Annotated in this window: 9 protein-coding genes and 2 tRNA genes; 5 read left to right on the top strand and 6 right to left on the bottom strand. The window is 40.0% G+C overall.

Features of this window, described 5'->3' with window-relative positions; all coding sequences use genetic code 11:
* Window positions 1-50: 50 nt before the first annotated feature.
* The 4 genes from OD757_RS13875 to OD757_RS13860 all read right to left on the bottom strand — a co-directional run bounded on the left by OD757_RS13875 (window position 51) and on the right by OD757_RS13860 (window position 5,725).
* Window positions 51-126 (bottom strand) — tRNA-Lys (locus tag OD757_RS13875).
* A 22-nt stretch (window positions 127-148) separates the two neighbouring features.
* Window positions 149-224 (bottom strand) — tRNA-Lys (locus OD757_RS13870).
* Between the two features lie 120 nt (window positions 225-344).
* The gene (locus tag OD757_RS13865) at window positions 345-2,186 is read right to left on the bottom strand and encodes a long-chain-acyl-CoA synthetase (RefSeq protein ID WP_263032231.1); all 1,842 of its coding nucleotides are present in this window, start codon (window positions 2,184-2,186) and stop codon (window positions 345-347) included.
* Window positions 2,187-2,377: 191 nt separating this feature from the next.
* On the bottom strand, window positions 2,378-5,725 hold the full coding sequence (locus OD757_RS13860; RefSeq protein ID WP_263032230.1) for an Rne/Rng family ribonuclease: 3,348 nt from the start codon (window positions 5,723-5,725) through the stop codon (window positions 2,378-2,380).
* Window positions 5,726-6,446: 721 nt separating this feature from the next.
* Between OD757_RS13860 and OD757_RS13855 the strand changes: the two genes are divergently transcribed.
* The 4 genes from OD757_RS13855 to OD757_RS13840 all read left to right on the top strand — a co-directional run bounded on the left by OD757_RS13855 (window position 6,447) and on the right by OD757_RS13840 (window position 9,465).
* On the top strand, window positions 6,447-7,379 hold the full coding sequence (locus OD757_RS13855) for an RluA family pseudouridine synthase (RefSeq protein ID WP_009392985.1): 933 nt from the start codon (window positions 6,447-6,449) through the stop codon (window positions 7,377-7,379).
* A complete protein-coding gene (locus OD757_RS13850) occupies window positions 7,376-8,050 on the top strand; it encodes an HAD-IA family hydrolase (protein WP_263032229.1) in 675 nt (224 codons plus the stop codon). Before OD757_RS13855 ends, OD757_RS13850 begins: the two co-directional genes overlap by 4 nt.
* A gap of 67 nt (window positions 8,051-8,117) precedes the next feature.
* Window positions 8,118-8,810: a helix-turn-helix transcriptional regulator gene (locus OD757_RS13845; RefSeq protein WP_009393201.1), complete on the top strand. Its 693-nt coding sequence runs from the start codon at window positions 8,118-8,120 to the stop codon at window positions 8,808-8,810.
* A 49-nt stretch (window positions 8,811-8,859) separates the two neighbouring features.
* Window positions 8,860-9,465: a glutathione S-transferase family protein gene (locus tag OD757_RS13840; protein ID WP_263032228.1), complete on the top strand. Its 606-nt coding sequence runs from the start codon at window positions 8,860-8,862 to the stop codon at window positions 9,463-9,465.
* Between the two features lie 60 nt (window positions 9,466-9,525).
* Here OD757_RS13840 and OD757_RS13835 read toward each other — a convergent pair whose 3' ends face one another.
* Both OD757_RS13835 and hcaR read right to left on the bottom strand, forming a co-directional pair.
* Window positions 9,526-10,203: a DUF1345 domain-containing protein gene (locus tag OD757_RS13835; protein ID WP_263032227.1), complete on the bottom strand. Its 678-nt coding sequence runs from the start codon at window positions 10,201-10,203 to the stop codon at window positions 9,526-9,528.
* Between the two features lie 269 nt (window positions 10,204-10,472).
* Window positions 10,473-11,378: a DNA-binding transcriptional regulator HcaR gene (gene hcaR, locus OD757_RS13830; protein ID WP_263032226.1), complete on the bottom strand. Its 906-nt coding sequence runs from the start codon at window positions 11,376-11,378 to the stop codon at window positions 10,473-10,475.
* A 657-nt stretch (window positions 11,379-12,035) separates the two neighbouring features.
* On the opposite strand from hcaR, the gene OD757_RS13825 reads away from it, so the two are divergent.
* Complete coding sequence (locus OD757_RS13825) at window positions 12,036-13,088, top strand: MBL fold metallo-hydrolase (RefSeq protein WP_263032225.1); 1,053 nt, start codon at window positions 12,036-12,038, stop codon at window positions 13,086-13,088.
* Window positions 13,089-13,139: the final 51 nt, after the last annotated feature.

The raw sequence follows: 13,139 nt of genomic DNA, 5'->3' as shown, positions 1-13,139 counted from the left end.
ATACGATAACAATAAAAAAAGCCTCTCGCAGTGAGAGGCTTTTTAGAATTTGGTGGGTCGTCCGCGACTCGAACGCGGGACCAACGGATTAAAAGTCCGCTGCTCTACCAACTGAGCTAACGACCCAAATAGGTTCAAAACAGATAGGTGGTGGGTCGTCCGCGACTCGAACGCGGGACCAACGGATTAAAAGTCCGCTGCTCTACCAACTGAGCTAACGACCCGTATCGTTTTGATGTCGCGTATTTTAGCAAGTTATTCAACTAACACAAGAGGTAATTCAAAAACATTTGCATGATTGCCTATAAAAAGCACGATTTCCTCTTGTTTAGTTAAAAAATGAACTAAAAACGGTATTTATATGCCTGAATATTGTCAAAAATTTCAGTTGTGACGTCACAATAACTGTTTGCACCAGGTAATAAAGCGAGTAAACGTTCAGAAGTTTTGCCTGGATTAAACGCATCTTCCTTCAATTTATTCTTTTGATATTTAAAAGTACCTGTTGTTTCAACCTTAGCTTGTACACGTAAAAACACAGGTACTGCGTAAGTAGGTAGGCATTTTTTAAATATAGTGACCATTTCTGTTAAATCAGCGTCATTTAACTCAGCACCATCAGCAAGTGTGATTGCTGCCATACCAGCACGACCATTCGTATTTGGAATTTCTACACCATAAACCACTGCTTCAGCGATCTTGTCATACTCACAAACCATGTTCTCAACTTCAGTAGTAGATACATTTTCGCCTTTCCAGCGGAAGGTATCTCCTAAGCGGTCAACAAATTGGGCATGACGGAAACCAATATTACGAACAAGATCACCTGTGTTGAAATATGAGTCACCTTTTTTAAAGACATCTTTCATAATCACAGATTTATTCTTTTCTGGGTCTGTATAGCCATCAAAAGGTGAGCGACTGGTAATTTTACCGACTAGCAAACCGATTTCACCTGCCTTAACTTTTTTACACCAACCCTTTTTATCGCGTACAGGTTCGTTTTTCTCTTTATCAAACTCAATAATGGCATAGGGCGTAGGAGAGAAGCCTACCGTGTTGTCAAAGTTAAAAATATTACTAAAGCCAACATTGCCTTCACTTGATGCATAAAGCTCAAGAACCTCTTGGACACCAAAACGTTGTTTGAACTTATCCCAGATGTTTGGACGCATGCCATTACCGATCATTTTGGTTACGCGGTGGGCATGGTCAATTTCTGTAGGAGGAGCATCCATTAAGTAACGGCAAAGCTCTCCTACATAGCCAATTGCAGAGGCATTAAATTTCTGAACATCTTTCCAGAACGCGCTGGTTGAATATTTACGTCGAATTGCAAGGGTAGAACTTCCTGCAATCACCCCACACCAGCACACGACGACACCCGTTGCGTGGTACAGCGGTAAAGTGACATACATCACATCAGCTGGACCAAGGTTTAAAATGTGACCATAGGTGCCATATGCGAGCGTCCAGCGACTATGTTTGAAAATAACAGCCTTTGGTAAGCCTGTTGTGCCCGAAGTATAAATATAAAACAGGCCATCATTGCCATGAACAGATTGCGTAGTCGATGGGTTAAATTTTGGAAATTGATCAATTTCTATTGCAAGATTGGCATAACCTTGAGGCGCGGTTCCCGCATCTTGACGTGTTGCCTGATCTGCAAACCAATGGAAACGGTCTGTAGGAACATTTAAGTCCTGACGAATTTCATCAATTACAGCTCGAACTTCTTCACCCGCAATTACGGCAATTGGTTTTACAAGATTGATGCTATGAGCGAGGACCTTACCTACTTGAGAGGTATTAACAAGCGCAATAGTTACCCCAATTTTAGCTAAGCCTACAATTGTGGCAATGAGTTCAGAACGGTTCTCAACCATTACCGCAATCACGTCACCTTTACGTGCGCCGAGAGAGAGATAGTAATGAGAAATCTGGTTAGCCCATTCGTTTAAAGCTTCGTATGAGTAACTTTGATCTTCAAATAATAATGCAATGCCTTGCGGATTTCGCTTAACAGCTTTTTCAAAAGCGACACCTAATCCCGTTGGTGTATTTGCTGTTCTTAAGTAAGCCTGTTTAAGACCATTCAGGATATGGGGCACTTTGGGGATGAAGCTAGGAAGTCTTGTGGCAACATCACCAAGCGTAATGATATCGGTCTGTGTTGTCTGGCTCATATCAATCCTATTTATTTTTCGATCAATCCAAAAAAGGTTGCGTTGGCAAAAGTACAGTATTTTTCATGGTTCACCATGCTTTTAAAACTTTTCTTCTAGTGCAATCAACCTAATTGGTTAAAAATAACAAAAAAAACCTAGTCATCGAAATGACTAGGTTTGTTTAAATTAGTTGCAATTGAGCAAATGATTTACTCAGCTACAGGATTTGCTTTCTTTGGTGGACGACCACGAGGACGACGAGGTGGGCGATTTGGTTTGTCCAGATCCGCCTTAGAATCTTCTGATTCAACCTCAGCAGTGGTTTCTGTTGGTGCTACAGCTTGTTCTGCGGCTGCTTTTGCTCTTGCCGATGCTTTCGGTTGTTTTACAACCGGAGCTTCAACCACAGTTTCAGCTGGTGTTTTTTCGCTTGTTTCACTTTGCGCTACTTCACTCACCTGATCAAGCTCAAGCGGTTGTTGTTTTGACTCAACAGGTGCTTGCGTTTCTGCAGCAGGGGCAACAACAGTTTCTTCAACAGCTGGAGCTACAGGAGTAGCTTCTTCCGGTGCAGAGTGTTGTTGTTTAACTTGCTCAAAAGCTTGTTCAGCAGCAAGTTTTGCTAAACGACGACGCTCACGTGGATCATTAGCAACACGCGGTGTTTGCTCTTTTTGTGGCGTCAATGGAAGTACAGGCGCAGGCTCTGCTTCTTGTGATGGCTTGTTGCTTGGAAGCTCTGCATCACGAGTAACAGGTTTCTTGTCTTCATCATCAGACGCGACTTCGGTTACGAGAGTACTTGCATACTGTTCTGCAAATTTCTGCAATGCACGATTAAATGTTGGGACTAAGCCAAACTGTTCAATCAATACTGTACAGTCCTCACCATAAACATGACGAATCAAGCTACCAATCGTATATTGCGCCAAAGTTGGAATTTGCGATGGGGCAATAGATGGTACCGCAGCTTTAGCACGTTTTGCGTTGCGTTGTTCACGGCGACGCATACGAGGGTCATTACTCGCACGTTGAATTTGCGGTTGATTTTTGTTGTCTGCTGGAGGAGTCGTCGTTTCTTCTGCTTCAGCAGCTACCGTCTCTTCTACAACAGCAACAGGGGCTGGAGCTGACTCTTGAGCGACTTCAACAACAGGTGCTGTTTCAGTGCGTTCAACAGGTTGGTCAGGAGTTAAAGCAATAATTTCGCTTTGTGCCTGATCAACATTGATCACTAAGGCTGTATTCATGACTTCATGCTTTGGAGCATCAATCAAATCAACCTTAATTTGTTTCTCATCAACCACTACTGGTGCGGGCGCATTTTGATTTTCATTTAATACGCTTGGATCGCGATGGCGATTTGGACGGTTCGGACGTTGATTATTACGGTCACGGCGCGGCACAGCATTTTCAGTTTGTTGTCCATCATTTTGATGTTGTGGATGTGGCTGATCTGGGTGCTGACGCTTTTGTTGACGTTTTAACTCACGTTGTTCTTGACGTGATAATTGTACAACTTCTTCATGAACCTGTTGTGGTTGTTGCGGTTGCTGTTGTTGTGGCTCTTGAGCATGGTGATGTTGTTCACGTTGCTCTTTATGCTTACGTTTTTTGTTGTTTGGACGTTGTTGTACTTTATTGTCGTCTTTTTCAACATTCTCACGAACTTCCTGTTTAGCAGGAGATTGTGAAATATAAGCATTGTTAGATGGAGCCGAAACCACTTCAGCAACTGCTGGTACTACGACTTGTCCAAACTGGCCACGGCTTACAGCGCCCGTATTCACCATTTGTTCAATTGTAGCAGCAGCATTTTGTGCCGAGCGAGATTGATCAACAGTTTTAGCTTGTTTTTGAACAAAAAGGTTCTCTAACCATGCACAAGGACTTGCCGCTTTTTGAGTGCTTGATTGAGCAGCAGAAGGTTGAGCTGATTGATTTACTTTCTTTTGTCCGGCAGTGTTTGCAGCAGGAGCCGCATGAGTATGGCCATGATCTGCTTCTTCTAAATGCCATTCAGAAGATTCATAACCTAACTCTTTCTCACTTGAACGAGTTGCTTCAGTACGTTCATAGCTAGATGGTGCAAATCCATCTGGATTGTACTGAATTTCATAGTGAGGTGTTTCTAAGTGTGGGTGAGGTAAAATAGTCACACGAACACTAGAAGTTTGCTCTAAGTAAACAAGGCTGTGGCGTTTTTCATTGAGTAAGAACGCTGCAATTTCAACAGGAACTTCTACTTGTACTTCACCATGACGTTCACGAAGTGCAATTTCTTCTACTTTACGCATAATTGAAAGCGAAAGTGAACGTAAGTCACGAACCATGCCTGTGCCATGACAGCGTGGGCAAACATATCCAGTTGCTTCTTCAAGTGATGGGCGTAAGCGTTGACGGCTCATTTCCATTAAGCCAAAACGAGAGAGTTGGCCAAACTGAATGCGTGCACGGTCGCTTTGTGTTGCTTCACGAAGTTTTGCTTCAACCATACGTTGGTTGCGTTCTTTAGTCATATCGATGAAGTCGATAACAACTAAACCGCCAATGTCACGAAGACGAAGTTGGCGAGCAATTTCTTCTGCTGCTTCTAGGTTTGTATTAAGCGCAGTTTCTTCAACGTCATGTCCACGAGTCGATTTCGCAGAGTTAATATCGATTGAAACTAAAGCTTCAGTCTGGTCAATTACGATTGAACCACCAGAAGGAAGTTTTACTTCACGCTCGTAAGCAGTTTGAATTTGGCTTTCAATACCAAAATGAGCAAACAAAGGCTCGTTTAAAGTATAAGTTTTAAGTTTGTCTAATTGACGTGGCATAACTGCTTTAACAAAGTTATACGCTTCGTTATAGGCTTGTTCGCTATCAATTAAAATTTCTGCAACGTCATCACGTAAGTAATCGCGGATAGCACGAGTCACTACACCAGCTTCTTGGTGAACAAGCATTGGAGATGGACCAGAACTTGCAGTGCCTTGGATTTGTGCCCAGAGGTCAAGCAAATGCTGTAAATCTAACTGTAATTCTTCTTGAGTACGGCCAATACCTGCGGTACGCACAATAACACTCATGCCACGAGGTAAATTTAAAGAAGCTAAAATTTCTTTTAATTCTTCACGTACAGAACCTGAAATTTGACGACTGATACCGCCACCTTTCGGGTTGTTTGGCATAAGAACCAAATAACGTCCAGCAAGTGAGATGAATGTAGAAAGGGCAGCGCCTTTATTACCACGTTCTTCTTTTTCAACCTGAACAAGTAATTCAGTACCTTCAGTGATGAGTTCACGAATGTTTGAAGTTTGTCGCGGGTCTGCTTGGAAATAACTATTCGCAATTTCACGCATAGACAAGAAGCCTTGACGGCCTGCGCCATATTCAACAAACACAGCTTCTAAAGAAGGTTCTACGCGGGTTACATGGCCTTTATAGATATTGGATTTTTTCTGTTCTCGGGTACGATTTTCTAAATCAAAATCGTAAAGACGATTACCAGTGATAAGTGCAACGCGGACTTCTTCTGCGTGAGTTGCATTAATCAACATACGTTTCATGGGTGTGACACCTAATAGTGACCCACACAAACATATCGCACAAACTTAAAGGTTCTGAACGAACATCGAACATGACGGATCATTTCCCAGATCTCAAAATATTTGTGGTCTGAGTCATCTGTTACCGGCTACATTTAGCCTTAACTTCGATTCTCGTCTGTGATGTAGGCAATACTGCTTCAACCTTTAAATCAGACTTCCTTAGTGCTTCACTGGCGGGTGAGCGGTGCATTGGTTAATGACTTTCACTGTCATTGTGCGCGAAGTGACTTCTTTTTGGAAGTTTGATACGGAATGTTCATCGTATCGGTGCTTTCGGCAGTTCCAATGCATCAACGCTTTAGCCTGAAGGCAACATTAAGGAGCGATTTGTCTGATGTGTATCAGTTTACGTTCCATAACCAACTAGAGTTGGTAACATATTTTTTTGAACAAACTGAATTAAACGCAACAGTTTGTCATTTTGCCGATATAATAAGCCTTCGGCGTCGGCATAATTCTTTAGGACCTATCCGAGCTGATGGTGAAAGCATCATTTTGATTGAGGTTTCAATCAGGGAAATTCCCTATTAGATGTTCACTTACGGCGGTATCCGTGCGCTGACTATATCAAACCTTGCAGCATCTGCCTATGGGCTAAGCTTAGATTTCTTGTGAAAAAACTAAGCTAAACGGTCATTTATTAATCAAATTTAGCAAAATTTCAGGTTTAAATATTAGTATGAATTCTACACAGCAATGGCAAAGTGTCACTTGGTTTGAGGTGGATGAACATCAAGCAGGACAACGAATTGATAATTTCCTGTTCTCGCGTTTAAAAGGTGTACCTAAAAGTCGTATTTATCGTTTGATTCGTGAAAGTCAGGTTCGAGTAAATAAAAAACGTGTTAAAGCAGAGACTAAACTTGAGATTGGCGATCAGATTCGTGTTGCTCCAATTCGTTACGAACAAAAAGATGAAACAGCCGCTCCCGTCAGTGATAGTGTAGCACAAGGCTTATTAAGCCGTGTGGTCTATGAAGATGAAGGGCTATTAGTTGTTAATAAACCTTCAGGTATTGCTGTCCATGGTGGCAGTGGTATGGCATATGGTTTGATTGAGGCCCTACGTGCAGCAACAGGCAAAAAATATTTAGAACTTATTCATCGTATTGACCGGGATACTTCAGGTCTGGTCATGATTAGTAAAAAACGTAGCACCTTAAAACAACTACAAGATATGTTGCGTGAGCACAAAATCCGTAAAACCTATGCTGCAATTGTTAAAGGCCAAGTGAGCCTAGACAAACAGCTAATTGATGCGCCTTTATTACGATATGAGCTGGCAAATGGCGAGCGTCGTGTACGTGTGACTAAAGATGGCAAACCAAGTAAAACCGAATGGGTGGTAGCAGAGCGCTTTAAGAATGCGACATTGGTCCATGCGTCGCCTTTGTCAGGTCGTACTCATCAGATCCGTGTGCACGGTTTAAGCATTGGACACCCTTTGATTGGTGATGATAAATATGGACACACGACCGAGTACTCTGGCCCTGAAGCACGTCGTTTATGTTTACACGCAATGCGTTTAGATATTCCGGGCTATCCACCGATTGAAGCGCCGTTACCAGAAGACATGACCCAGTTATTAAAGGCTTTGAGAGTGGCAAAATGAGTCTAAAAACCGAATTAGTTATTTTTGACTGGGATGGGACTTTATATAACTCTGTTGGACAGATTGTTGCTAGCTTGCAACATGCCGCAGAACAACATGAATTGCCTTTAACCGATGAAGCAGCAAAAAGCATTATTGGTTTAGGCTTACCTGAAGTCATGCAAACCCTATTTCCAGAAGCGCCTGAGTTACATGATTCAATTTTAAAGGCGTATGGCGATCACTATATTGCAAACTCTACAAATGATGCATGGTTCGATGGTGTTGCTGAGCTACTACATGATTTAAAAGCGCAAGGTTTAAAACTTGCAGTCGCAACGGGTAAAAACCGTCGTGGACTAGATCGTGTAATCGCAAAAACACAGAGTACTCATCTCTTTGATGTGACTCGAGCAGCCAATGAAACCAGATCGAAACCAGATCCGCTCATGTTACAAGAAATCTTAACAGTCACTGGCGTAAGTGTTGAACGTGCGGTAATGATTGGTGATAGTAGCTATGACCTTGAGATGGCTCAGCGGTTAGATATGCCACGTATTGGTGTGGGTTATGGGGTTCATTCGGTTGAAGTGCTCCAACAATTCAAACCTTTAACAATTGCTAAAGATGTTCAAGAGCTTCATCACTTTTTAAAAGGTTATGCTCAGTTACCTGCTGTAGATTTAGTGTAATTTAAAGCAGCACGAGGGGGATATAATTCCCCCTTATTTGAATTTAAATAACAATAAGAAGAGAAAAATGAGTCGTTCTATTCGTCTATTAAACCTTTTACAACAACTTCGTGAAGCGCGTTATCCAATCACGGCGCAAGTTCTTGCTGAGCGTATGGGAATAAGCGTACGAAGTGTCTACCGAGATATCGATAGCTTACGTGAGCAGGGAGTAGTAATTGAGGCATCGGCAGGTATAGGTTTTCAGCTTAAAGAAGATATTCTATTACCACCAATGACACTCAATGAAAATGAAGTCGAAGCTATTTTCTTAGCATTGTATTGGTTGAAAAGTGTGCCAGATCAATCGTTACAATCGGCATCTACATCTCTATTAGCTAAATTGAATTCTGTTTTACCTGAACATCGCCAATATTTGTTACAGCAAACGACCTTAAGAGCGTTTAATACATGGTTGCCTGTGGATGAAAATCAAGTCGAACAGGTGCGTTTAGCTATTCGGCAGCAAGTCAAAATTTCGATGCATTATCTTGATGAGCAACAACGGAGTAGTGTTCGAACTTTGTGGCCTTTTGCCTTGGGATATTTTAATGACAAAATTGTGTTGGCCGCATGGTGTGAACTCAGACAAGATTTTCGACATTTTAGAATAGATCGTATTCAACAGCTGAGTTTAAGCCAAGAAATATACCCATCATTTAAGCAACAATTATTTCAGCAGTGGTGGGCACAAGAATCGCAGACTACTGACAAAAACTGACAAAGAGGTTTTGTAGACTAGAACCCACGATAAACAAGGAGCCATAAAAATGAGCCTTAAACTTTATACTAACAAAGAGTCACGTGGTGTTGTGATCGACTGGCTTTTAGCCGAATTAGGTGTTGAATGTGAGCGTATTGAGGTTGCATACAGAACCGAAATGAAATCACCAGAATATTTAAAAATTAACCCTTTTGGAAAAGTGCCTGTATTGGTAGATGGCGATGTTGTGATTTATGAGCTAGGCGCAATCTGTGCTTATCTGGCTGATAAATTTTTTGACAAGGGATTGGCTCCTGCACTAGGTGATCCAAAACGTGGTTTGTACTATCGCTGGTTATTTGTGATGGCAGGCCCATGGGAAGCTGCGGGTGTTGATAAAGCCCTTGGAATAGAAGTATCACCTGAGCAAAAAATGTTTGTTGGCTATGGCGATTACAACGATGCTTACCAAGCTTTAGTGCAAGGGCTTAGTGAAGCAAACCCGTATGTATGTGGTGAGCAATTTACTGCTGCTGATGTAAGCGTTGGAGCAATGCTTTTATGGCAATTGAAAATGGGTATGATTGAATCCCATCCTGTCATTACTCGCTATGTGGAAAACATCAAACAACGTAAAAGTTTGCAAACACTAGGTGCAGTTTTCTCCAGCTAAACTTTTAAGTAAAAAGTCATCCAAAAGGATGGCTTTTTTATATTCGGCAAATAAAAAAATTTAGTTGGTAAGAAAGCCAGCAGCAACGTTAATACAGATCGCTAAAATTGTGGTATTAAACCCAAAAGACAACACTGCGTGAAATAAGTTTAAAAGACGCATGTGTTTGGTGGTAATCGAAACATCGGCAGTTTGAGCAGAAGTACCAATAATATAACTAAAATATAAAAAGTCGGGGTAAGTCGGATGTTCTGTGCCAGGGAAATCTAAACCACCACTTTCTTCATTTCTAGACAAAGCCATATAGAAATCATGGGCATAATGCAGAGCAAAAACGGTATGCATAAAAAGCCATGCAGAAACAATGGTAAGTAAAGCTAAAGCGACATGGCCTAACTTGGCAGAATGATCAGAAGGAAGTTGGGAGAGCTGTATTAAAATAGCAACTAAAGACATGGCTAAGGCCAATAAAACAATCAGCATAATGACCCATTTGCTTTCATCTTGTTTTTTAGCTTGCTGTTGCATTTGTGAATGATCAGCACTTTTCATGAGCTGCCAGACATGTAGTAAATATATACTAATGGAGGTATTCCAGCTGACTAATAAAATAGTTGACCACTTCCAAGCAGTTAACCATGTCAGAATACCTGCTGTAATAAATCCCATGAATAAAGCAATAAAGAAATGAGGGCGGTTTAGTACACTACGTCCAAGATGTTGAAATACTGCAACCATTTTTTCCTAATCTCCTTTTACTACGTGGTAAATATATTATTTTTTATTGAATGGTGAAAATAATATCTAGTTTTATATAGATTTTATTTCAAGATTTTCATTTATATTTAAGAAATATTTTCTTTTACCTTGTAAGTAAAATAGAGCAAAATCGCGGACTAAACTGTTTATAAAAAGTATAAAATAAATAAAAATAATATTTACTTATACTTTTTATAAAAGTGCTCTTATTAATCATATGCTTAAAAATAAAAATATAGTTTTCCCAATTATGCTTGATTTAAATTTTTATCCAGATGAAACACTTTAGTGAGTTGATCAATAAACTTTTGAACACCTAAAGACTGTGAATTTTTACGGTAATTTACGAATAAATCGAGTGTTGGTAATTCGATATCGAGCGGGCGAACTACAGTATTTTTGATTCCTAAAGGTGCAACATAGGCGGGTAAAATTGTACAACCTAATCCAGAGCCAAGAGAGTTAATGTTAAACAACATGCTATCCGCTTTTTGAACAATGTTCAGGTCAATATTGTGTGTTTTGGCAAAGTCTAAAATCGTGTTATGTAATGTTTGTGACTGCTCGGCAGCGGGAATAATAAAATCAACGCCGTGTAAAGCGTGGACAGGAATGCGGTCATATTGAGTAAGTGGATGATTTTTAGGAAGTAAAAAAATCAGAGGTTCAGTCAAAACAAATTGGCTTTGGATATCATCGCTATCCGTGTTTTCTCGAGTAAAGGTAATATCTAACTCACCTTTTTTTAAAGCTTTAAGTTGTTCAGTATTGTTTAAGTTAGATAATTCGATGATGAGATCGGGGTGTTGTAGTCGTAGATTAGGAAGAACGTAAGGGAAAATTTTCATTTCTGCGATGGGGACAAAACCGATACGCAACTGTTGCTGTTTGGCTTTAGAAACTTGTCGTGCCATAGCAACTGCTTTTTCAGCTTGAGCAAGAGTTAGGCGAGCATGTTCTAAAAACACTTCACCTTCTTCGGTTAACTCAACTTTACGTTTCGTGCGATTTAAAAGTCGTACACCAACATCTTCTTCTAAATCTTTAATCTGTTGGCTAAGAGAGGGCTGTGCGGTAAAAAGTTTAAGAGCGGCTTTACTAAAATTTAATTCTTCAGCAACGGTAATGAAATATCGGAGGTGGCGTAGTTCCATAAGACTAATCCAAAAAATGTCTTACTATGATTTATGTGAAGTATAAAGCATAAAGGGATATAGCGTGAAGGTACTTTAGGTATTTATAAAATAAATGGAATTTTAATTTTCATTAAACATTTAATATAGAATTATAAGTTCTAGTAATTCATTAAATATATTAATTATTAGTATTTAAATACATTATTTTTACTTAATCAAAGAAAAATTTAAATGTTTTAAATATTCATGTGGGTAATTCTCATATTATGCAAAAATGAAGAAGAATAAATTAAAGTTATAAAATATAAATCGTGTCAGACTGAATCAAATTTAATTGTTACTAAATATTTTGTTTCCTCAGCTGTTAAAAGATTTTAAATTAGAAAAGTACGGCCTATCAAGGTAGGGCAGAGTAACTCGCTGACAACTTCACGTGACTTATTATTGTTATGTTATACAAGTGCTCTTAATAAGAATCGTAATTATCGAAGCATAAACCCAACACATCTATGTATTTTTTATGGCAATCTAATTCAAATTATGTTGGCTGTGACCACAATAAAAGGGATATTTATATGATAAATAAGTGTAAGTGCCATAGCTTAATTTGTTTTAATCGTTAAGATAGAAACCTGAACACATCCATTCTGCCGATGCTAAAACATAGAAAAGCCCATGAAAGACAAGCCGACATTAACATATCAATTGCCGACTCAGTCCTGTTGGACGCATACATGGATAAAACCTCCTTTTTATCATCCCGAGTCAGGGCGTGAATCTGATACACGTTTTTATAATCAACAACCTAAATTACCTGCTCGTGGCTCAAAAGAGCTATTGCGTTGGTTAGTCACACGCGAGTCTTTTACATGGAAAGTGGATATTCAAAATGAATATGATGCTCGTGTAAATACGGCTGTGACACTACCTCAAAATCGACCTCAGGCAGATATAGATGATTGGCAAGTTTGGTTTGTTGGTCATGCAACCGTATTGATTCAGATCGGCCCTTATAACTTTATTACAGATCCAGTATGGTGTGATTATGCAAGCCCTTCACATGGCCGTGGTCCACGACGTGTGTGTCCGGCAGGTTTTGCGCTAGAACAATTACCGACTATTCATGGTGTTCTACTCAGCCATAATCATTATGATCATATGGATTTGGCTACACTTGAGTGGTTACATAAAAAATTCGCAATGCCGATTTATACTGGACTCGGGAATGGCTTTTATTTACCAAAAGAGTTTCATGTGATTGAGATGGATTGGTGGCAAGAAATTCCCTATCATGAATTAAGAATAATCTATACGCCTGCACAGCATGGCTCAGGTCGTGGTCTACGTGACCAGAATAAAGCACTCTGGGGCGGCTTTTCGGTTGTTGCTAAAACTGGTCATTGTTTTTTTGCGGGTGACACAGGTTATGCAGGTCATTTTAAGCAAATTCATGCACGTTATGGCGCGCCAAGGGTTGCTTTACTTCCAATCGGGGCTTATGAGCCACGTGAACTGATGAGTTATGTACATATGAATCCACAAGATGCGCTACATGCGCACTTCGATTTACAGGCACATCGGTCTGTTGCGATTCATTATCGAACTTTTCAGTTGACTGATGAAGATCGAGAAGATCCTGAACATGCATTAGGGCAAGCAATTAAAGCTTCATCGAAACTTGCGAATCCTTTTTATTGTATTCGAGAAGGGCATAAATTGACCGTGTAAAAGTGCATCATTTTATATTTAAGTTAAAAAAGCCAGTTCAATTTGAACTGG

Source organism: Acinetobacter sp. AYS6, from assembly GCF_025630795.1.
In the GTDB taxonomy this organism is placed as follows: domain Bacteria; phylum Pseudomonadota; class Gammaproteobacteria; order Pseudomonadales; family Moraxellaceae; genus Acinetobacter.
This window is presented reverse-complemented; position numbering and strand designations above follow the sequence as displayed.